Source organism: Pantoea phytobeneficialis (genome assembly GCF_009728735.1).
Taxonomy (GTDB): Bacteria; Pseudomonadota; Gammaproteobacteria; order Enterobacterales; family Enterobacteriaceae; genus Pantoea; species Pantoea phytobeneficialis.
The window spans coordinates 1,466,805-1,489,855 of the sequence record NZ_CP024636.1; the positions used below are offsets into that span (position 1 = coordinate 1,466,805).

The following is a 23,051-nucleotide window of genomic DNA, read 5'->3' on the forward strand; positions in this document are numbered from 1 at the left end:
TACACTCCTGTGAATTCATACAGGACCAGCGTCGGGCCAGCCCGACGCTGTTGCCTTCTTAATTTACAGGCACCTGGAGTGTTCTCTTGAGCCAGGAATATACAGAAGACAAAGACGTTTCATTACAACCGCTGAGCAGCGGACGTCGGCTGCTTGAAGCGTTGCTTATCCTTGTGGCCCTGTTTGCCATCTATCTGATGGTTTCTTTGGTCAGTTTTAACCCTTCCGATCCCAGTTGGTCGCAAACGGCCTGGCACGAGCCTATCCACAATCTGGGTGGCAGCGTCGGTGCATGGCTAGCCGACACCTTGCTGTTTATCTTCGGCGTGATGGCCTATGCCATTCCTCCGGTCATTATTGGCTTGTGCTGGATTACTTTCCGTCAGCGCGATCGTCACGACTACATCGATTACTTTGCGGTGGGGCTGCGCCTGATTGGCGTGCTGGCGCTGGTGGTAACCACCTGTGGTCTGGCGGCGCTTAACGCTGACGACATCTGGTATTTCGCCTCCGGTGGTGTGATCGGCAGTCTGATCAGCAACGCGATGGCACCCTGGTTCAGCTCCGCAGGTGGCACTTTAACGCTGCTGTGCGTCTGGGCGGCGGGGATTACCCTCTACACCGGTTGGTCATGGTTAACGATTGCCGAAAGAATCGGCGGTGTTGTGATGGGCGTGCTGACATTTGCCAGCAATCGCTCCCGCCAGGATGAACCCTGGCAGGAAGAAGATGAATACGAGGACGAGCAGGAGCCGGCCGATGAGGCGGTACCCGCATTGCGTGCGGCTGCATCTGATGACGATGATGTGCTGCTGGCAAAACCGCGTAAGGTGAATGAGGCACCGCTTGATGCTACTGGGGATGATCCCCTGTTGGCGAAAGCCAGTGCCGCTACGGCAGCAGCGATTGCGGTGAGCAGCGAAGCGGCTCGCCAGGAACCCGTAGTACAACCGACAACGTCGCCAGCGGTTGTGCCCGCAGCGCCGCAGCCGGTGGTGCAATCGGTCCAGCCTGCGGCTACGGTTCCTCCTGCTCCGACAACACCGGTGGTGGCTGAAACTCCCGCCGCGCCGCCGTTGTACCGTTTTGAAGTGCCGGCGGAAACCTCGCCGTTCTCACCGGTCGACGAGGACGATGGCCCGAGGATGGGGAACTGGCAGGATGCTACGCAGGCACCCTCCGCGCTCAATACCACCGCCAGTGTGGCGCTGGCCGCCGGAGCGGCAAAAGTTGCTGCTTCCAGTGCGCCTTATACGCCAGCTTTCGATGTGGTGCCGGAGCGTGATTACAATCCGCAAGTTAAGCAGGGTATTGGCCCGGAGCTGCCTCGTCCGAACCCGGTGAAATTACCTACGCGCCGTGAGCTGGCTTCTTATGGCATCAAGCTTCCGTCACAGCGGATGGCTGAAGAGAAAGCTAAAGAGTCAGAACAGCAGGCTACCGCCGCGCTGGATCCTGTCGCGGCTCAAGATGCTGCGGCGTTACAGGAAGCGCAATTGCGTGACGCTTTTCAGTCTCAACAGCAGCAGCGTTATGGCGAAAGTTGGCACACGGATGCGGAAGACGAAGATGCGTTGCAGCAGGCACAACTGGCGCGTCAGTTTGCTGAACAGCAGCAACAGCGTTACCGTGCAGAAAAAGAAGCTGAAGCGGATGACGGGCCGGTATTTAATCTCGACACATCGTCGGCCTTTGATTTCTCACCGATGAAAGATCTGGTGGATGACAGCCCGAGTGAACCGTTATTCACCATTGCGGCCACGCCAGAACCTGAAGCTCCTGCACCTGCACAGTGGCAGCAGCCGGTTGCGCCGCAGCCGGAGGTGATGCCCTCCTTCGATGAAGAGAGCAGCCCGTGGTCAGCCGCTGAAGAAGCGGAACCGGTTGAGGAAGAGAAACCGGCCAAATCGGTACACGATAGCCTGTTCCATCCCTTCCTGGTGCGCCATGAACAGCCGCTGGAGCGTCCATCCACGCCTTTGCCAACGCTGGATCTGCTGACGCCACCACCCTCGGAAGAAGAGCCGGTAGATATGTTCGCGCTGGAGCAAACGGCGCGATTGGTAGAAGCGCGCCTTGCTGATTACCGCGTGAAGGCGGAGGTCGTCGGTATCTCGCCGGGGCCGGTCATCACCCGCTTTGAGTTGGACCTCGCGCCAGGCGTCAAAGCCGCGCGTATTTCCAACCTGTCGCGTGACCTGGCCCGCTCGTTGTCGGCGGTGGCGGTACGTGTGGTAGAGGTGATTCCGGGCAAACCTTATGTTGGTCTGGAACTGCCGAACAAGCATCGTCAGACGGTCTACCTGCGTGAAGTACTGGATTGTGCCAAATTCCGCGACAATCCTTCCCCACTTGCAGTGGTGCTGGGTAAAGATATTGCCGGTCAGCCGGTGGTGGCCGACCTGGCAAAAATGCCGCACTTACTGGTGGCGGGTACCACCGGCTCGGGTAAATCGGTCGGCGTGAACGCTATGATCATCAGCATGCTGTACAAAGCCACGCCGGAAGAAGTGCGCTTTATCATGATCGACCCGAAAATGCTGGAGCTTTCGGTGTATGAAGGCATTCCGCACCTGCTGACAGAAGTAGTGACCGACATGAAAGATGCGGCGAATGCGCTGCGCTGGAGTGTGGGTGAGATGGAGCGTCGTTATAAGCTGATGTCTGCGCTTGGCGTGCGTAACCTTGCCGGTTACAACGAAAAAGTGGAACAGGCTGAGGCGATGGGCCGTCCGATTCCTGATCCATTCTGGAAGCCTGGTGACAGTATGGACACCACGCCACCAGTGCTGGAAAAACTGCCTTACATCGTGGTGATGGTAGATGAATTTGCCGACCTGATGATGGCGGTAGGCAAGAAAGTGGAAGAACTGATTGCCCGTCTGGCGCAGAAGGCGCGTGCGGCAGGTATCCATCTGGTGCTGGCGACCCAGCGTCCGTCAGTGGATGTGATTACCGGGTTAATCAAAGCTAACATCCCGACACGTATCGCCTTTACGGTATCGAGTAAAATCGACTCGCGTACCATTCTTGACCAGGGCGGTGCGGAATCGCTGCTCGGCATGGGTGATATGTTATATATGCCGCCCAACTCGTCGATGCCAATGCGTGTACATGGCGCATTTGTTCGCGATCAGGAGGTTCATGCGGTGGTGCAGGACTGGAAAGCGCGTGGTCGCCCACAGTATATCGATAGCATCACGGCAGGCGAGGAGAACGAAGGCGGTGCCGCCGGTCTGGAAGGCGATGAAGAGCTGGATCCGCTGTTCGACCAGGCGGTGGCTTTTGTGGTGGATAAGCGTCGTGCATCGATTTCTGGTGTGCAACGCCAGTTCCGTATCGGTTATAACCGCGCCGCGCGCATCATTGAACAGATGGAAGCGCAGGGGATTGTGTCTGAACCTGGACATAATGGTAACCGTGAGGTGCTGTCGCCACCGCCGCATGAGATGTAACTGCTTACTCTCCAACAGTTAATCCCGGGCCAGTATTTACTGGCCCATTGTTTATCTGGCAGTCGATCCCCATATCAACGGGAGCTTTCGGCTTTTTCTCCTGTCGAAGAGACAGTGCGGCAACTACGTTTAATGCAGTAAGTGTCGGGAAACAATGAATAAGGAATCGAATCAGATGAAATTACGCGTGATTGCCTGCGGTCTGCTGGCCTCTTTTCTTTCCGCTTCCGTGCTGGCTGATGCTTCCAGCGATTTGCAGCAGCGTCTGAATAAAGTGAATAGCTTCCATGCCAGCTTTAGCCAGAAAGTGACCGATGGTAGCGGAGCGAACGTGCAAGATGGTGAAGGTGAGTTGTGGGTAAAACGTCCCAGCTTGTTTAACTGGCATATGACGGCACCGGACGAAAGCGTGATCATTTCCGATGGTAAAACCCTGTGGTTTTACAATCCGTTTGTCGAGCAGGTTAGCGCCAGTTGGCTGAAAAATGCCACCAGCAACACCCCGTTTATGTTGATCGCCCGTAACCAGCCGAGCGACTGGAAGCAGTACAACATCAAACAGCAGGGCGATAATTTTGAGCTGACGCCGAAAAGTAGCGACGGCAATCTCAAGCAGTTCACCATCACGGTCACGCCATCTGGCACCATCAATCAATTCAGTGCGATTGAACAGGATGGACAGCGCAGCAGCTATCAGCTGAAAAGTCAGACCAATGGGGCAATTAGCCCGGATAAATTCACCTTTACGCCGCCGAAAGGGGTAACGGTAGACGATCAACGTCAGTGAGGTCACGGTGAGTAATCTTTCCCTGGATTTCTCCTCCAGCAATGAGTTTCAGCCACTGGCCGCACGTATGCGGCCAGTGACGCTGGCACAATACATCGGTCAGCAACATCTGCTGGCAGCAGGTAAACCGTTGCCCCGCGCGATTGAGGCGGGGCATCTGCATTCGATGATTTTGTGGGGGCCGCCAGGGACAGGGAAAACCACCCTGGCCGAGATCATCGCCCATTATGGCAAAGCCGATGTTGAGCGCATCTCCGCTGTGACATCCGGCGTGAAAGAGATCCGTGAAGCGATTGAACGCGCCCGGCAAAATCGCCAGGTTGGGCGTCGCACCATTTTATTTGTGGATGAGGTGCACCGCTTTAACAAAAGCCAGCAAGATGCGTTTTTGCCGCATATTGAGGATGGCACCATCACCTTTATAGGTGCTACCACCGAAAACCCCTCGTTTGAACTGAATTCAGCGTTGTTGTCACGAGCGCGCGTCTACCTGCTGAAATCATTAACCACTGCGGATATTGAGCAGGTTTTACAGCAGGCGATGCAGGACAGCGCGCGCGGTTACGGTAATAGCGACATTTTATTGTCTGATAATACGCGCCGCATGATTGCTGAGTTGGTGAACGGTGACGCTCGCCGCGCGCTGAATACGCTGGAAATGATGGCAGATATGGCGGAAACCAACGGCGCTGGCCAGCGTGAGTTGACGCCGCAGTTGCTGAATGAGGTTTCCGGGGAGCGCGCCGCGCGTTTTGATAACAAAGGCGATCGCTTCTATGACCTGATTTCAGCCTTGCATAAGTCGGTAAGGGGGTCGGCACCGGATGCCGCCCTTTACTGGTATGCGCGTATTATCACTGCCGGTGGCGATCCACTGTATGTGGCGCGTCGTCTGTTAGCCATCGCCTCGGAAGACGTTGGCAATGCCGACCCGCGTGGTATGCAGGTGGCGATTGCGGCCTGGGATTGCTTTACACGCGTCGGGCCAGCCGAAGGGGAACGCGCCATTGCTCAGGCGATTGTGTATCTCGCCAGTGCGCCGAAAAGTAATGCCGTTTACACCGCTTTCAAAGCGGCAATGCGTGACGCACGCGAATTTCCGGATTATGACGTCCCCGAACATCTGCGCAACGCGCCGACCAAATTGATGAAAGAGATGGGGCTGGGCAAGGAGTATCGCTACGCGCATGACGAGCCGAATGCATTTCCCGCTGGTGAAGTCTACTTTCCGCCAGAAATGGCACAAACACGCTACTATCATCCCACCAATCGTGGTCTTGAAGGGAAAATTGGCGAAAAACTCGCCTGGCTGGCTGAACAGGATCAAAATAGCCCGATAAAACGCTACCGCTCCTAAAGGCGTTACGGTAAGGTGATCCAGGAATTCAATGCATTCCAGAGGGATGCATCACTTCATTCGTTCAATCAACCTTAATTACACAGGATAAGCATGCTCGATCCCAATCTGCTGCGTAACGAGCCAGACGCAGTCGCAGAAAAACTGGCACGCCGGGGATTTAAACTGGATGTGGAAACGCTGCGCTCCCATGAAGAGCGTCGTAAAGTATTGCAGGTAGAAACCGAAAATCTGCAGGCTGAGCGTAACTCCCGATCCAAATCCATCGGTCAGGCTAAAGCCCGTGGGGAAGATATCGAGCCGCTGCGTCTGGAAGTGAACGCGCTGGGCGAACGCCTGGATGCCGCGAAAGCAGAACTGGATGCCCTGCAGAACGAAATTCGTGATTTTGCTCTGGCGCTGCCCAATCTGCCCGCCGATGAAGTTCCGCTGGGTAAAGATGACACGGAAAACCTCGAAGTTGCGCGCTGGGGTGAACCTCGTCAGTTCGATTTTGAGGTGAAAGATCACGTCTCATTGGGTGAGCAGGCGAAAGGTTTAGACTTCGCGTCTGCGGTCAAACTGACCGGCTCACGCTTTGTGGTGATGCAGGGGCAAATTGCTCGCCTGCATCGCGCCCTGAGCCAGTTCATGATTGATCTGCACAGCCAGCAACACGGTTATCTTGAAACCTACGTGCCTTATCTGGTGAATCATGACACGCTGTATGGTACCGGCCAGTTGCCTAAATTTGGTGAAGATCTTTTCCACACCAAGCCGCTGGATGAAGAAGCGGGCAGCAGCAACTATGCGCTGATTCCGACCGCAGAAGTGCCGCTGACTAACCTGGTGCGTGATGAGATCGTCGAAGAAGAAAACCTGCCGATCAAACTCACTGCACACACGCCATGCTTCCGTTCAGAAGCGGGCTCTTACGGTCGAGATACGCGCGGTTTAATCCGTATGCATCAGTTCGACAAAGTGGAGATGGTGCAGATTGTCGCACCGGAAACCTCCATGCAGGCACTGGAAGAATTGGTTGGTCACGCGGAGAAGGTGCTGCAACTGCTTAACCTGCCGTACCGTAAAGTGCTGCTGTGCACCGGCGATATGGGCTTTGGTTCAACCAAGACCTATGACCTTGAGGTCTGGTTACCGGCGCAAAATACCTACCGTGAAATCTCCTCTTGCTCCAACATGTGGGATTTCCAGGCGCGTCGCATGCAGGCACGCTGCCGTAGCAAGACTGAGAAGAAACCACGTCTGGTCCATACGCTGAATGGTTCTGGCCTGGCGGTTGGCCGTACGCTGGTTGCCGTGCTGGAAAACTACCAGCAGGCAGATGGTCGTATTGAAGTGCCTGAAGTTCTGCGTCCATATATGGGCGGTATTGAATTTATTGGTTAATCTCCCGCTGTTTTTAAAAACCCGGCAATGCCGGGTTTTTTATTTCCCAAATAAAAAACTGATTTAATCTTTACCCGGAATTAATCAGAAATAAACGTTATCGTCATCTGAGAAGCCTGATCGTCTAAAAATCCACAAATTCATAGAGATAGCGAGACGGTTAAGAAAGTTCTTTCGTACTCTAACTAACTGAAGATAAAAAAATTAAATTGGTTAGCAGCAAAAAATGCGGCGGTGTTTTTTTGCACATTGACTTTAAAATAGCAACTGGCAAACTGCGCGCAATTCTCTCTATTCCTTTGGTTTTTTCCCTATGTCAACCTGGTCGCGCCCCGTCCTGCTGCTGCTTTGCGGTTTGCTGCTCCTGACGGTGTCTATCGCTGTGCTTAATACGCTGGTGCCGTTATGGCTGACGCATGATCAACTGCCAACCTGGCAGGTGGGTATGGTCAGTTCATCATATTATACCGGTAACCTTGCAGGCACTTTGCTGGCAGGCTGGTTGATTACCCACTACGGTTTTAATCGTTGCTACTATCTGGCGACGATCCTGTTTGCCGTGGCAACCGTGGGGATGGCGCTGCTGGGTGGGTTTTACAGCTGGACACTGCTGCGTTTTATCGCCGGTGTCGGTTGCGCACTGATGTGGGTAGTGGTGGAAAGCGCTTTGCTTTGTAGCGGCACCGTGCGCAATCGCGGCCAGTTACTTGCTGCTTACATGATTATTTATTATCTCGGCACCGTGGCCGGGCAACTGCTGGTCAGCCGTGTTTCAACCGAATTGTTGCATGTTATTCCGTGGGTAACGGCCCTGGTGCTCTGTGCGGTGTTACCAGTGGTGTTTGTTCGCGTGAATGCCGGTCATGCCAGCGAAGATGCGTCACCAGGACGTATCTGGCCGATGATGCGCCGTCGCAGTTCCCGTCTGGGTATTAACGGCTGCATTATCTCCGGGATTCTGTTGGGTTCACTGTATGGCTTAATGCCGCTTTATCTGGCGCATCAGGGTATGAGCGATGCCACGGTAGGTTACTGGATGGCGCTGCTGGTCAGTTCCGGTATCGTTGGGCAGTGGCCGGTGGGGCGTCTGGCCGATCGCTTTGGCCGTTTGTTGGTGCTGCGTGTCCAGGTGTTTGTCATCATCCTCGGAGCGATTGCGATGCTGAGTGATGCGGCAATGGCCCCGGCCTTATTCGTACTGGGACTGGCTGGGTTTACGCTCTATCCGGTGGCGATGTCCTGGGCGTGTGAAACGGTGGCACATCACGAACTGGTGGCGATGAATCAGGCACTGCTGTTCAGCTACACCCTGGGCAGTCTGGTTGGACCGGGCACCACGGCGATGTTGATGCAGAGCTACTCAGATCGTCTGTTGTTTGTGATGATTGCGGGTGTGGCGCTGGTTTATCTGGTGATGCTGCTGCGCAAAGCCGACCATCACGCCACACCTGTGGCGCACGCGTAGAGCGTGTCTGCACACCTCCGTACCCGCGCGATAAATCGCGCCGCTATGGAGGTGTGTTGGCCCGGCAGGGTTAATACATCACCTGATGACCATATCCAGCCAGAATGTTCTTCACCCGTTCCATCGTTTCTTTCGTCGGTGGCTTCACACCTTCCAGCTTGTACTCTTCACCCATCGCAATCCATTTATGCTTACCTAATTCGTGGTAAGGCAATAATTCAATCTTCTCGATGTTGTCCATGTCCTGGGTGAATTCACCCAGGCGATGTACCGAATCATCATCGTCGGAATAGCCGGGCACCACGACATAGCGAATCCAGGTGCGAACACCTTTCTTCTGCAAATAGCGGGCAAAGTCCATGGTACGGTGGTTCGAGACACCGACCAGAATCTGGTGGATATCATCATTGATCTGTTTGAGATCGAGCATCACCAGGTCAGTGACTTCAAGCAGTTCATCAATAACCGGATCGTAACGTCGCACAAAACCATTGGTATCGAGGCAAGTATGGATACCCTCGGCGCGGCAGGCGCGGAACCAGTCGCGTACGAACTCTGCCTGGAGAATCGCTTCGCCGCCGGAAGCTGTCACGCCACCGCCAGAGGCATTCATAAAATGGCGGTACGACAGCACATCTTTCATTAAATCTTCTACCGTCACCTCTTTGCCGCCGTGGGTATCCCAGGTATCACGGTTGTGACAATAGAGGCAGCGCATCAGGCAGCCCTGGAAGAAGGTGATAAAGCGGATTCCCGGGCCGTCAACGGTGCCGCAGGATTCGAAGGAGTGAATACGACCGATGGTTGACATTGCGATGAGTTCTCCAATTTGGCCTGGTATCAGGCGGCACAATCTGTGTTGTGCTCTGAGGTTTAAGTCGGTTTTGCCAGAGAGCCTCGGTTAGCCTTCTGGCAAAACGACCTGGAGAAAAGGCTCCCGCAGGAGCCTTTTTTTAGCGGGACGAATTACAGGGACTTGGTGAAAGTACGGGTAATCACATCCTGTTGCTGCTCTTTAGTCAGCGAGTTAAAACGCACGGCGTAACCGGAAACACGGATGGTCAACTGCGGATATTTTTCCGGGTGATCCATCGCATCCAACAGCATTTCACGGTTCATCACGTTAACGTTCAGATGCTGACCGCCCTCGATATTGTTGGCTTCATGGTGGAAGTAGCCATCCATCAGGCCCGCGAGGTTGGTTTTACGTACGTTATCATCTTTACCCAGCGCGTTCGGTACGATAGAGAAGGTATAAGAGATACCATCTTTGGCGTAGGCGAACGGCAGTTTAGCAACCGAGGTCAGTGAGGCAACCGCACCTTTCTGGTCACGTCCGTGCATCGGGTTAGCACCCGGTCCGAACGGTGCACCTGCGCGACGGCCATCCGGGGTATTACCGGTTTTCTTACCATAAACCACGTTAGAGGTAATGGTCAGCACTGACTGAGTCGGAACAGCATTGCGATAGGTCGCCAGTTTCTGAATTTTTTTCATGAAACGTTCAACCAGGTCACAGGCCATATCATCGACGCGAGCGTCGTTGTTACCAAACTGCGGGTATTCACCTTCGATCTCGAAATCAATCGCCAGGCCATCCGCATCGCGCACCGGTTTCACTTTGGCGTACTTGATAGCCGAGAGTGAGTCAGCAGCTACAGACAGACCGGCGATACCACAAGCCATAGTACGGTAAACGTCACGGTCATGCAGAGCCATCAGCGACGCTTCATAGCTGTATTTATCATGCATGTAGTGGATAACGTTCAGGGCGGTGACATACTGTTTTGCCAGCCAGTCCATGAAGTGGTCCATACGCGCCATGACGGTTTCGAAGTTCAGTACGTCATCAGTGATCGGCGCTTCTTTCGGGCCAACCTGCATTTTCAGTTTTTCGTCAACGCCACCGTTGATTGCGTACAGCAGGGTTTTCGCCAGGTTAGCGCGGGCACCGAAGAACTGCATTTGTTTACCGATCACCATCGGGCTAACACAACAAGCGATGGCATAGTCATCGTTGTTGAAGTCAGGACGCATCAGGTCATCGTTTTCATATTGCAGTGATGAAGTATCGATGGAGACTTTTGCCGCATATTTTTTAAAGTTAATTGGCAGTTTTTCTGACCACAGGATGGTCATGTTTGGTTCCGGTGATGGACCCATGGTGTACAGCGTGTTCAGGAAACGGAAGGTGCTTTTGGTGACCAGAGTACGACCGTCGACGCCCATACCTGCCAGGGACTCAGTTGCCCAGATCGGGTCGCCAGAGAACAGCTCATCATATTCCGGCGTACGCAGGAAGCGCACCATACGCAGTTTCATGACCAGGTGGTCAATCAGTTCTTGCGCTTCGGCTTCATTCAGCTTGCCTGCTTTGATATCACGTTCGATGTAAACATCAAGGAAGGTAGACACGCGACCAAACGACATCGCCGCACCATTCTGTGATTTAACCGCAGCCAGGTAGCCGTAGTAAGTCCACTGCACCGCTTCCTGCGCCGTGGTGGCAGGCAGAGAGATATCGTGACCATATTTAGCCGCCATCTCTTTGATCTGTCCCAGCGCACGGTGCTGTTCAGAAATCTCTTCACGCAGACGGATAGTGGCTTCCAGATTGACGCCGTTTTCCATGTCGCTTTGCAGTGAATTGAACTGCGCAACTTTGTCTTTCATCAGGTAGTCGATGCCATACAGCGCAACGCGACGATAGTCACCAATGATACGACCACGACCATAAGCATCTGGCAGACCGGTCAGTACACCGGATTTACGGCAACGCAGGATGTCAGGGGTATAGACATCAAACACGCCCTGGTTATGGGTTTTACGGTAATCAGTGAAAACTTTTTTCAGTGAGGCATCCAGCTCACGGCCATAAACCTTACAGGAGCCTTCCACCATTTTGATACCGCCAAACGGGATGATGGCGCGTTTCAACGGGGCTTCAGTTTGCAGACCAACGATTTTTTCCAGTGACTTGTTGATGTAACCGGCATCGTGTGAAGTGATGGTAGAAGCAAGGTCGGTATCGAAGTCAACCGGAGCGTGAGTACGGTTTTCAATCTTGATGCCTTCCAGCACGTTATCCCACAATTTAGTGGTTGCCGGGGTTGCACCCGCGAGGAATGACTCGTCGCCTTCATAAGGGGTGTAATTTTTCTGGATGAAATCGCGTACGTTGACACCGTTCTGCCATTCGCCCGCGTTAAATCCTTCCCAGGCTGCCGCCAATTTTTCATTCAGTTCGGTCATGATATACCTGCCTTTATTTAGGGAAACTTTCACGTTTGGCACGCGATCAGGCGTGCCCGTACTCAATACTTAATTAATGTACCGGGTCATCACCGCGCAGGTAGATAACCCAGTAGGTCAATCCGACTAACAGGCCACCACCAATGATGTTGCCGATGGTGACAGGAATAAGGTTGTCGACAATAAAGTTACCGACACTGAGCGCCTGGAATTGTGAGGCACTGGCTCCGGCCATTTGCCAGAACTCCGGGCTGGCGAAGTCGCGAATCATGATCGCCATCGGAATCAAAAACATGTTAGCGATACTGTGCTCAAAGCCGCTGGCAACAAACATAGCGACAGGCAGAATCATCGCCACCATTTTGTCGAGAAGGCTGCGGCCGGAGTAACTCATCCATACCGCCAGGCACACCATCAGGTTGGCAAGGGTGCCAAGGCTAACGGCTTCAATAAAGCTATGATGCATTTTATGGTCAGCAGTTTGCAGAACGTTTAAGCCCCACGCGCCGTTTGCAACCATATGTTCGCCAGAGAGCCAAATTAGCGCGACAAAAAACAGTGCGCCAATCAGGTTACCGATATAAACATTTAACCAGTTACGCCCCAGCTGTGCCCAGGTGATGCGACCGCTGGCTTTAGCCACCACAATCAGCACGGTGGAGGTGAAAAGGTCAGCACCGCACACCACCACCAGCATTAATCCCAGAGAGAAGCAGATGCCGCCAATCAGTTTTGCCATGCCGTAAGGCATCGCGCCGCTACCGGTGGTGGCGGTGATATAGAACACAAAAGCGATAGAAATGAATACGCCAGCGGTTATGGCAAGAAAGAAGGTGGTTAAGGGGTGTTTAGTGGCTTTATAAACCCCGGCATCTTCAGCAACCTTTGCCATTGCCGCCGGTAATAATGAATTAAACGGGTTGTCAGTTTTCACACTAACGCTCTCCAGGAATTATCTGGGATTAATACTAACAAAGGAGTATAGGACAGGATTTGATATGGATCATATTTGGCCGGTGGGGTGGGGGTGTCAGGGGCTTTTGGATAAGCGAAACCGAATTAACCAATTGAATATTATCAAATAAATATTTTTTAATATTTGCAAATATTGTTGAGAAACGCAACGATGGAAAAGTTGAATTGTTAACGAATATTATTGCTTGAGTCTAAAATGTTATCTGAAATTTTCCTGAGAAAGGTAAAGCCTCTGAGAATAAAAAAAGGCGCTGAAGTTATTCAGCGCCTTTTTGGGCATTATCTGACCTTTTACAGCAAAATAAGGCTATTTATTTCGCTAACCAATAACGACGTTTGGCCGCCTGTAACTTTTCATAAGCTGCCAGCAACGACTGATGAGCCGGGAAGGCTTTCAAATCTAAATCCACGGCTTGCAGGCCGTAGAACGGCGCTTCACCGCTGATAGCGGCTGATGCCGCGTCAACGGCTGCTTCACCGTACATACGGATAAAGGCGCGGTGGTATTGAACCGGATCGCGTTCCTCTTCCATAGCCAGCAGCAGCAGGGTTTGCAGGCAGCGGTAGTAGTTAGCACGCTCAGCACTGAAGATTGACTGGTTAAATTCCATCGTCCATTCAGTCCAGATCAGTGCCTGATCGAGGTCACCACCAGCCAGTGCCAGCATGGCTTTCAGCTCGCCAATACGCAGCGTAAACCAGCCATTGTCTTTGCCCGATGCCAGACCCAGCAATTCGCGAACACGGGTGAAGTCATCGTGACCTTCTTCATCCAGTTGGGTGATCAGATCCAGATAGGCTTCCGGCTCCCATTGGCTCGCCGGCAGGGCCAGCAGGGTTTCACGCAGCGGTGCGCCCATGTTGTTGTTTGCCAGCAGCAAGTCTTCCGCCGGGTAAATATCAGACATGCCCGGTACAATGATGCGGCAGGCATACACGCTCAAATGCTCGTAATCGGCGATGTACACTTCTTTATCTTCAGCGCGGAAGATAGCCATCAGCGTGTCAAACTCTTCATGTGTGCTGCCAGCAAAGCTCCAGTCAACAAACGGATAGTCGGCATCGTCTTTGAACATATCCCAGGAAATCAGACCGCTTGAATCAATAAAGTGGGTTTCCAGGTTGGCATGCTCGGCAACTTCTTCATCATCGAAGGTTGGCGGCGTGAACACGTCGAGATCTTTCAGGCCACGACCTTGCAGCAGCTCGGTAACGGTACGCTCCAGCGCCACACCAAAATCAGGATGTGCACCAAATGAAGCGAAACAGGTGCCGTTCGCTGGGTTGAACAGCACCACACAGATCACCGGGTATTTACCGCCGAGGGAGGCGTCATAGGCAAAAATCGGGAAGCCTTCAGCTTCCAGACGTGCGATGGCCTCAACCACGCCAGGATAGCGCTGCATAACGGCTTCAGGAATTTCTGGCAGGCTGATGGATTCAGCAATGATGCGGTTTTTAATATGGCGCTCGAACACCTCGGACAGTCCCTGTACACGCGCTTCGTTAGCGGTGTTACCTGCTGACATTCCGTTGGACACATACAGGTTGCCGATAATATTCATCGGAATATAGACGGTCTGCTGGTCTGACTGACGTGTAAAGGGCAGGCCGCAAATGCCACGCTCAGCATTGCCGGATTGCAGGTCGATCAGGTCACTCGCGCTCAGGCTATCTTCAGGATCATAGAATTTACGCAGGCGAGTATCGAGGATCCCTGCTGGCAGGCTGCCATCTTCAGGTAAGGGGAACCACTTCTCGTTGGGATAGTGGACAAACTCGCCTTTAGCGATGGACTCACCCAGCCAGAAGTCAGCAAAGAAGTAGTTGGTTGAGAGGCGCTCAAAGTATTCGCCCAGCGCAGAAGCCAGCGCGGCCTTTTTGCTGGCACCTTTACCGTTGGTAAAGCACAGCGGGCAGTCACGATCGCGAATATGGACTGACCACACATGAGGGACAGGGTTCAGCCAGGAGGCTTCTTCAATGTTAAAACCCAAATCCTGCAATTTTTGCTGGAAACGTGAAATGGAGTCTTCCAGTGCAGCGTCTTTACCTGGAATAAAAGTTTGCGTCATGATGGCGCTCTCTAAGTCAATGGGGTGGGCGTAAAGCGCGCAATAATACGGGTTTTGCACGCAATTCGCTATTCGGTTGGCGAAGTTTCTCTCTCGCTTATGTTACGGGTTTTTATCCGCCTGGCGGCATTCTGATTTTACTTCGCAGATAAACCTCACAAAATTCCATTGTCGATTACATTTATGACATAAGCTGCGGTGGAGCTGGCTCTGGAAATGTGATCGCGGTTGGATAAATGATTGCAGCCATCCAGAGGCAATGATAAAACCGGTAGGGTATTCATAACCGTTCGATATGACAGTGGTGAGGGGAAATGACGCAGGTTTATAATTTTAGCTCCGGTCCAGCGATGCTGCCGGTTGAAGTGCTCCGTCGTGCAGAACAAGAATTGACAAACTGGCACGGGTTAGGCACCTCGGTGATGGAAATCAGTCACCGTAGTAAAGAATTTATTCAGGTGGCGGAAGAGGCTGAGAAAGACTTTCGCGATCTGCTGAAAATCCCCGCCAACTACAAAGTTTTATTCTGTCATGGCGGTGCGCGTGCGCAGTTTGCGGCTATCCCTGGTAACCTGCTGGGTGCTGCTAAATCTGCTGACTACATTGATGGCGGCTATTGGGCGCACAGTGCAATCAAAGAAGCGGAAAAATACTGCTCGCCAAATACCATTGATGTAAAAACCACCCGTGATGGTAAGCGTGCGATTCTGCCGATGCGCGAATGGCAACTGAGCAATGATGCGGCCTATGTGCATTTTTGCCCAAATGAAACTATCGATGGTATCGCGATTGATGAACAGCCAGACTTTGGCGACAAAGTGGTGGTGGCCGACTATTCATCAACCATCCTGTCACGCCCGATTGATGTCAGCCGTTATGGTGTGATCTATGCGGGTGCGCAGAAAAATATCGGTCCGGCAGGCCTGACGCTGGTTATCGTACGTGAAGATTTGCTGGGCAAAGCACACAGCTATGTGCCGTCCATTCTCGATTACAAGGTGCTGGCGGAGAACGATTCCATGTTCAACACCCCACCGACATTTGCCTGGTATCTCTCTGGCCTGGTCTTCAAATGGCTGAAAGAGAAAGGCGGTGTGGCCGATATGGACAAGCAGAATCAGGCTAAAGCTGATCTACTTTACGGTGTGATTGATCGCAGCGACTTCTACCGTAACGATGTTGCGGCGGAAAACCGTTCACGTATGAACGTGCCTTTCCAGTTGGCAGATGCTGCGCTGGACAAAGTATTCCTCGAAGAATCGCTCAAAGCTGGCCTGCACGCGCTGAAAGGTCATCGCGTGGTTGGTGGTATGCGTGCCTCGATTTACAATGCGATGCCGCTGGAAGGTGTAAAAGCCCTGACCGATTTCATGGTCGATTTTGAGCGTCGCCACGGTTAATTATTCATATATGCCAGTTTGACTGGTACCAGACCCCGTTGTTTTCAGACGGGGTTTCTTCTTTTCTGGAGATTGAGTTTCACATGCAGGACTCCCTGACACTACAACCCATTGCTCGTGTTGATGGCACGGTAAACCTACCGGGTTCCAAGAGCGTATCTAACCGTGCACTGCTGCTGGCAGCGCTGGCAAAAGGTACCACACGCCTGACCAACCTGCTGGATAGTGATGATGTTAAGCATATGCTTAACGCGCTGAAAGCGCTGGGTGTGAGCTATACGCTCTCTGCGGATCGCACTGTTTGTGAGGTGACCGGTAATGCTGGTCCACTGCACGCAGATCAACCGCTGGAACTTTTTCTGGGTAATGCCGGCACAGCGATGCGTCCACTGGCTGCCGCATTGTGCCTTGGCCAGCAATCTATCGTGCTGACCGGTGAGCCGCGGATGAAAGAGCGCCCGATTGGTCACCTGGTTGATGCACTGCGTCAGGGCGGAGCTAAAATCGATTATCTGGAGCAGACCGACTATCCACCGTTACTGCTCAAAGGGGGCTTTAACGGCGGTGAAGTGAGTGTTGACGGTAGTGTTTCCAGCCAGTTTTTGACGGCGTTATTAATGACGGCGCCTTTAGCAGAGCAGGACACCACCATCACGATCAAAGGTGATCTGGTATCAAAACCCTACATTGATATCACATTGCATCTGATGCGTTGTTTCGGTGTTGAAGTTGATAACCAGAATTACCAACGCTTTGTCGTTAAAGGGCAGCAGCAGTACCAATCACCGGGCGATTATCTGGTCGAAGGTGATGCCTCTTCAGCTTCCTATTTCCTCGCTGCTGCGGCAATTAAAGGCGGGACCGTGCGTGTTACGGGTATTGGACGTAACAGCGTGCAGGGTGATATCCGTTTTGCCGATGTGCTGGAAAAAATGGGTGCCACCGTTGAATGGGGTGAGGATTACATTGCCTGTACTCGCGGTTCTCTGAACGCAATCGATATGGATATGAACCATATTCCTGATGCCGCGATGACCATTGCGACCACGGCATTGTTTGCTAACGGTACCACCCTGATGCGCAACATCTATAACTGGCGCGTTAAAGAGACTGACCGTCTGGCCGCGATGGCGACTGAACTGCGTAAAGTCGGTGCTGAAGTTGAAGAAGGGCACGATTTCATTCGTATCACCCCGCCTGCGCAGTTGCAGCATGCCGATATCGGCACCTACAACGACCACCGCATGGCAATGTGTTTCTCGCTGGTCGCTCTGTCAGATACGCCTGTGACAATCCTTGATCCAGGTTGTACCGCAAAAACCTTCCCTGACTATTTTCAGCAGTTGGCGAAAATCAGCCACACGTCCTGATACTGACACCCGGTGGCTTTCCCTACCGGGTGACTTTACTTTCTCCTGGCCTTAGTACCGGAAATTCCTCCGATTCTGCCCAAATTTATAACGCTGTCTGCGCTAAGGGGTAACGAACCTGACGCGGTCAGCGTATAATGCTGCGCAATCCGCACAGCCATGCCGGCTGAAAATACGCATTCAGCAACAGGAGAAAACAATGACGGCAATCGCCCCGGTTATTACCATCGATGGGCCTAGTGGTGCAGGGAAGGGAACCTTGTGTAAAGCGATGGCGGAGTCATTGCAGTGGCACTTGCTGGATTCGGGCGCGATATATCGCGTCCTGGCTTTGGCTGCGATCCATCATCAGGTGGATATCGAGTCTGAAGAGGCCTTAGTTCCGATGGCTGCTCACCTCGACGTGCGTTTTCTTTCCGTTGATGGTGAGATGCAGGTCATTCTGGAAGGTGAAGACGTGACCGGTGAAATCCGTACTCAGGAAGTGAGCAACACCGCGTCACGCGTTGCCGCCTTCCCACGGGTACGTGAAGCGCTGTTACGTCGTCAGCGGGCTTTCCGTGAGGAGCCGGGTTTAATTGCTGATGGTCGTGACATGGGGACAGTCGTTTTCCCCGATGCACCGGTAAAAATCTTCCTTGATGCCAGTTCAGAAGAGCGTGCTCATCGCCGTATGCTACAGTTGCAGGAGAAGGGCTTTAGTGTTAACTTTGATCGCCTTTTAGCCGAGATAAAGGAACGCGACGACCGCGACCGTAACCGCGCAATCGCCCCTTTGGTGCCTGCTGCCGATGCTCTGGTGCTGGATTCAACCAGCATGTCAATTGAGCAAGTCATTGAAATGGCACTTGATTATGCCCGCCAGAAGCTGGGCATTTAATATTTTCGGTAACCGAATTGCTGTAACCCTGTACCACGGATCCGGTGCCGGGCATGTGAAACAACCCCATCCGACAATGACGTCAGGTGGACGTTAAATTGAAGAATCCTGAAGATTATCAATATGACTGAATCTTTTGCTCAACTCTTTGAAGAGTCCCTGAAAGAAATCGAAACCCGTCCGGGTTCCATCGTTCGTGGCGTCGTTGTTGCTATCGACAAAGACGTAGTTCTGGTTGATGCGGGTCTGAAATCTGAATCTGCAATCCCTGCAGAGCAGTTCAAGAACGCAGCTGGCGAACTGGAAATCCAGGTGGGTGACGAAGTTGACGTTGCTCTGGACGCAGTAGAAGACGGCTTCGGTGAAACCCTGCTGTCCCGTGAAAAAGCTAAACGTCACGAAGCTTGGATCACGCTGGAAAAAGCTTACGAAGATGCTGAAACTGTTACCGGTGTTATCAACGGCAAAGTTAAAGGTGGCTTCACAGTTGAGCTGAATGGTATTCGTGCGTTCCTGCCGGGTTCACTGGTAGACGTGCGTCCAGTTCGCGACACCCTGCACCTGGAAGGCAAAGAGCTTGAATTCAAAGTAATCAAGCTTGATCAGAAACGTAACAACGTGGTTGTTTCTCGCCGCGCAGTTATCGAATCTGAAAACAGCGCTGAACGTGATCAGCTGCTGGAAAACCTGCAGGAAGGCATGGAAGTCAAAGGTATCGTTAAGAACCTCACTGACTACGGCGCATTCGTGGACCTGGGCGGCGTTGACGGCCTGCTGCACATCACTGACATGGCCTGGAAACGCGTTAAGCATCCGAGCGAAATCGTCAACGTGGGCGACGAAATCACTGTTAAAGTGCTGAAGTTCGACCGCGAGCGTACCCGTGTATCTCTGGGCCTGAAACAGCTGGGCGAAGATCCGTGGGTAGCTATCGCTAAACGCTATCCGGAAGGCACCAAGCTGACCGGTCGTGTAACCAACCTGACTGATTACGGCTGCTTCGTAGAAATCGAAGAAGGCGTTGAAGGTCTGGTACACGTTTCTGAAATGGACTGGACCAACAAAAACATCCACCCGTCTAAAGTTGTTAACGTGGGCGACGTGGTTGAAGTTATGGTTCTGGACATCGACGAAGAACGTCGTCGTATCTCCCTGGGTCTGAAGCAGTGCAAATCTAACCCATGGCAGCAGTTCGCAGAGACCCACAACAAAGGCGATCGCGTTGAAGGTAAAATCAAGTCAATCACTGACTTTGGTATCTTCATCGGCCTGGACGGTGGCATCGACGGTCTGGTTCACCTGTCTGACATCTCCTGGAACGCGACTGGCGAAGAAGCCGTTCGTGAGTACAAAAAAGGCGACGAAATCGCTGCCGTTGTACTGCAGGTTGATGCAGAGCGTGAGCGCATCTCTCTGGGTGTGAAACAGTTGGCTGAAGATCCGTTCAACAACTACATCACCCTGAACAAGAAAGGCGCTATCGTGACTGGTAAAGTCACTGCAGTTGACGCGAAAGGTGCTACAGTAGAATTAGCTGATGGCGTAGAGGGTTACCTGCGCGCTTCTGAAGCTTCACTGGACCGTATCGAAGACGCAACTCTGGTTCTGAGTGTTGGTGACGACGTTGAAGCTAAATTCACTGGCGTTGACCGTAAGAACCGCGTTGTAAGTCTGTCTGTACGTGCGAAAGACCAGGCTGACGAGAAAGAAGCTATCAACACTGTTAACACCAAACAGGAAGAAGGCAACTTCTCTAACGCTATGGCTGAAGCGTTCAAAGCGGCTAAAGGCGAGTAATCGACCCGAAGCACCGGGCGGCGTAAGCTGCCCGGTTTCGGTAAAAGCTGTCATACCTTTCCAAACAGGGATTAACCGGAGGTTACATGACCAAGTCAGAACTGATTGAAAGACTTGCTGGCCAGCAGACTCATATTCCGGCGAAAGTCGTTGAGGATGCGGTTAAAGAGATGCTCGAGCATATGGCCACAACGTTGGCACAAGGCGAGCGCATTGAAATCCGGGGATTCGGCAGCTTTTCTTTGCACTACCGCGCACCGCGTACCGGACGTAACCCGAAAACGGGTGACAAAGTGGATCTGGAAGGTAAATACGTTCCCCACTTCAAACCGGGCAAAGAATTGCGTGACCGTGCGAATATTTACGGCTAAGCCGTTACCGAACAGTGAAAACGACACCATCTGGTGTCGTTTTTTTTTGCCTGATGACAATCGAGCTCCAGAATTAATGTAATACCACTGCAAAAGCCTGATTATCTCTGGAGCTGCCTCCAGAATCGTTAACGCCTGGCGCGAATAACGCGATCACCTCTGGCACACTCTGTTCTCCTTTCACGGAGAAGAAAGATGCAGATAACATGGATAGTGCTGGCGCGACTGATGATGCTTGCTGCATTGCCATTAGGATTGATACCTGACTTACCCGGTAATGACATCCTGTGGGCGATGGGGGGCAGCGCACTGTTACTGAGTCTGCAACCTCTTCCCTGGTTACGTCTCGTCGGCGTGACTTTACTCCTGATGACCTGGGCATTGGCTGAGGCCCGGCAAATGGTCAGCACTATTGACCAACTGACGCAGGCACCGGTAGACGCTATCGTACGGGTAACGGATGTGCGTCAGGACAATAAACAACTGACGGTTCAACTGCTGCAAATCAATGGGCGATATCAGTTTCCACCGCTCTTTGCCACGCTAAACCACAGCGGGGAAGGGGAACCCTTTTGCAGCGGACAGCGCTGGCGTATGCAATTACGTTTACGTGCCGTGCATGCGCGCCTCAACGAAGGCGAGTTTGATGCACAGCGCTTTGCCCTGGCACAACACAAACCTGTGCAGGGCGTTATCGCGGCACGCCAGGTGTTGAATCCAACGTGTAGCTGGCGCGCCCGACTGATCAATTATCACCTTCCGGCATTTGCGGTGATGCAAGCCCCGGCAATTGTCCAGGCGCTGGCTTTTGGTATGCGGGAATCGATGACAGAAGATCAGCGTCGCATTCTACGCGAAACGGGAACAGCGCATCTGATGGCAATTTCGGGTATGCATATCGCACTGGCAGCCAGTGTTGGTTGGCTATTTATGCGGATGCTGCAATGGGTGCTCCACGCCCGACGGATTAATTATCTGTTTCCTTTGATAGCCAGTGGGTGCACTGCCGCGATTTATTGCTGGATATCTGGCAGCCATCCACCGGCACAGCGTGCCTTGCTCGCCCTGACGCTATGGATAGGACTACGCATTGCGGGCTGGCAACTGAGTGGCTGGCAGGTGTGGACATTATGTGTTGGCTTGTTGCTGGCGCTGGATCCGCTCACTGTTTTGTCAGAGAGTTTTTGGTTATCAGCCCTGGCTGTAGCGGCGCTGCTAATCTGGTATCAATGGTTTGCATTACCTGCAAGGTTTCGTAACGGGCGTCGCTGGTGGGGTTTGCAATTGCTGCATTTGCAATTGGGGATGATGTTGCTGATGGCGCCACTGCAAATATGGCTGTTTCAGGGCATTAGCCTCAGTGCGTTGCTGGCTAATCTGCTGGCAGTACCGATAATCTCATTTATCACGGTGCCGCTGATATTGCTGGCGATGGTGATGCCTGTGACTTCGTTTGCCAGTGGATTATGGTGGCTGGCGGATCAGTCGGTCCACCAAGTGATGTCTGGGCTGGCATGGCTTCCCGCGGGTTGGTTGCCATGGAGTGATGCATTGCCAGCGATGCTGTTGCTGTGGGGCGGGATGTTTGCCTGGCGTAGTGGCATTGTTTTTCGCGCCCCTCTGCAATGTTGCAGTATTGCCATCACTTTGCTGCTGTGGCGCGTCAGTGAGCCACGAGATGACTGGCAAATCGATATGATCGATGTTGGGCATGGCCTGGCGATCGTCATTTCTCAGGGGGATGAGGCAGTGTTATACGATACAGGCCCTCGCTGGACATACGGTGATGCAGGGAGCCGGGTCATCCTTCCCTGGTTGCAGCGTAAAAACAGAGTCTTACAGTCAATAATTTTGAGCCATAAGCATCTGGACCATCGTGGTGGGCTGGCATCAATTATCGCCGCTCACCCTGGCACACCCGTGCGTAGCGCATTGGCTGAACCCAACCATCTCACCTGTTATCAAGGGGAAGAGTGGCACTGGGGGAAACTTCGTTTTAGCGTACTCTGGCCGCCTCGTGGCTCCTCCAGAGGCGAAAATAACGACTCCTGTGTGGTACGGATCGATGATGGCAAAGTGAGTTTACTGTTGACGGGGGATATTGAGCGGGAGGCTGAAAGGATGCTGGTCGCGCAGCAAAAGCAGGCACTGGCCTCAACCATTTTACAGGTGCCTCATCATGGTAGTCGAACCTCTTCCAGCGCGTTGTTGTTGCGTAATGTCTCCGGGGAGGTCGCGATTGCCTCTGTGGCACGTTATAACGCCTGGCGGATGCCAGCGAAGACGGTGATTAGCACCTATCAGCAGCAGGGTTATCATTGGCATGACACCGCCCAATCCGGCCAGATACAGATAGGGATCCGTGCAGGTCATTGGCAAATAAAAGGGTTAAGAGAGCAAATAAAGCCCCGCTGGTATCATCAGTGGTTTGGCGTCAAACGTGAATCCAGGTAGAATGAGCGGCTATTTCAAACAGCGTGA

15 protein-coding genes are annotated in these 23,051 nt (G+C 52.8%); 11 read left to right on the forward strand and 4 right to left on the reverse strand.

The features are described 5' to 3' along the window. The first annotated feature begins 86 nt into the window (after positions 1–86). The 5 genes from CTZ24_RS06745 to CTZ24_RS06765 all read left to right on the forward strand — a co-directional run bounded on the left by CTZ24_RS06745 (position 87) and on the right by CTZ24_RS06765 (position 8,450). On the forward strand, positions 87–3,455 hold the full coding sequence (locus tag CTZ24_RS06745) for a DNA translocase FtsK 4TM domain-containing protein (RefSeq protein ID WP_208725119.1): 3,369 nt from the start codon (positions 87–89) through the stop codon (positions 3,453–3,455). 175 nt (positions 3,456–3,630) lie between these two features. Then, positions 3,631–4,242 (forward strand): outer membrane lipoprotein periplasmic chaperone LolA, encoded by a 612-nt coding sequence (gene lolA / locus CTZ24_RS06750; RefSeq protein ID WP_021182593.1) that lies wholly within the window; start codon positions 3,631–3,633, stop codon positions 4,240–4,242. Between the two features lie 7 nt (positions 4,243–4,249). Beyond that, positions 4,250–5,599 carry a replication-associated recombination protein A gene (locus CTZ24_RS06755; protein ID WP_208725120.1) on the forward strand — a complete coding sequence of 450 codons (1,350 nt, stop codon included), beginning with the start codon at positions 4,250–4,252 and terminating at the stop codon, positions 5,597–5,599. A 93-nt stretch (positions 5,600–5,692) separates the two neighbouring features. After that, a complete protein-coding gene (gene serS, locus CTZ24_RS06760) occupies positions 5,693–6,985 on the forward strand; it encodes a serine--tRNA ligase (protein ID WP_208725121.1) in 1,293 nt (430 codons plus the stop codon). Positions 6,986–7,298: 313 nt separating this feature from the next. Then, on the forward strand, positions 7,299–8,450 hold the full coding sequence (locus CTZ24_RS06765; protein ID WP_036624587.1) for an MFS transporter: 1,152 nt from the start codon (positions 7,299–7,301) through the stop codon (positions 8,448–8,450). Positions 8,451–8,520: 70 nt separating this feature from the next. Here the strand turns inward: CTZ24_RS06765 and pflA are convergent, their stop codons facing one another. From pflA to ycaO, 4 genes are all read right to left on the reverse strand, one after another. Then, the gene (gene pflA, locus CTZ24_RS06770; protein ID WP_021182597.1) at positions 8,521–9,261 is read right to left on the reverse strand and encodes a pyruvate formate lyase 1-activating protein; all 741 of its coding nucleotides are present in this window, start codon (positions 9,259–9,261) and stop codon (positions 8,521–8,523) included. A 155-nt stretch (positions 9,262–9,416) separates the two neighbouring features. Next, positions 9,417–11,702 (reverse strand): formate C-acetyltransferase, encoded by a 2,286-nt coding sequence (gene pflB, locus CTZ24_RS06775; RefSeq protein WP_021182598.1) that lies wholly within the window; start codon positions 11,700–11,702, stop codon positions 9,417–9,419. A gap of 73 nt (positions 11,703–11,775) precedes the next feature. Further along, complete coding sequence (focA, locus tag CTZ24_RS06780; protein WP_021182599.1) at positions 11,776–12,636, reverse strand: formate transporter FocA; 861 nt, start codon at positions 12,634–12,636, stop codon at positions 11,776–11,778. Between the two features lie 352 nt (positions 12,637–12,988). Continuing rightward, positions 12,989–14,752 carry a 30S ribosomal protein S12 methylthiotransferase accessory factor YcaO gene (gene ycaO, locus CTZ24_RS06785; RefSeq protein ID WP_208725122.1) on the reverse strand — a complete coding sequence of 588 codons (1,764 nt, stop codon included), beginning with the start codon at positions 14,750–14,752 and terminating at the stop codon, positions 12,989–12,991. 314 nt (positions 14,753–15,066) lie between these two features. Here ycaO and serC point away from each other — a divergent pair, with 314 nt between their 5' ends. From serC to CTZ24_RS06815, 6 genes are all read left to right on the forward strand, one after another. After that, a complete protein-coding gene (gene serC / locus CTZ24_RS06790; protein ID WP_021182601.1) occupies positions 15,067–16,152 on the forward strand; it encodes a 3-phosphoserine/phosphohydroxythreonine transaminase in 1,086 nt (361 codons plus the stop codon). A gap of 83 nt (positions 16,153–16,235) precedes the next feature. Continuing rightward, the gene (gene aroA / locus CTZ24_RS06795) at positions 16,236–17,522 is read left to right on the forward strand and encodes a 3-phosphoshikimate 1-carboxyvinyltransferase (RefSeq protein WP_208725123.1); all 1,287 of its coding nucleotides are present in this window, start codon (positions 16,236–16,238) and stop codon (positions 17,520–17,522) included. A gap of 199 nt (positions 17,523–17,721) precedes the next feature. After that, positions 17,722–18,402 carry a (d)CMP kinase gene (cmk, locus tag CTZ24_RS06800; RefSeq protein WP_021182603.1) on the forward strand — a complete coding sequence of 227 codons (681 nt, stop codon included), beginning with the start codon at positions 17,722–17,724 and terminating at the stop codon, positions 18,400–18,402. A 123-nt stretch (positions 18,403–18,525) separates the two neighbouring features. Beyond that, the gene (rpsA, locus tag CTZ24_RS06805; protein ID WP_021182604.1) at positions 18,526–20,199 is read left to right on the forward strand and encodes a 30S ribosomal protein S1; all 1,674 of its coding nucleotides are present in this window, start codon (positions 18,526–18,528) and stop codon (positions 20,197–20,199) included. An 86-nt stretch (positions 20,200–20,285) separates the two neighbouring features. Continuing rightward, the gene (ihfB, locus tag CTZ24_RS06810) at positions 20,286–20,570 is read left to right on the forward strand and encodes an integration host factor subunit beta (protein WP_013508512.1); all 285 of its coding nucleotides are present in this window, start codon (positions 20,286–20,288) and stop codon (positions 20,568–20,570) included. 195 nt (positions 20,571–20,765) lie between these two features. Continuing rightward, a complete protein-coding gene (locus CTZ24_RS06815) occupies positions 20,766–23,024 on the forward strand; it encodes a DNA internalization-related competence protein ComEC/Rec2 (RefSeq protein WP_208725124.1) in 2,259 nt (752 codons plus the stop codon). The last annotated feature ends 27 nt before the right edge of the window (positions 23,025–23,051 follow it).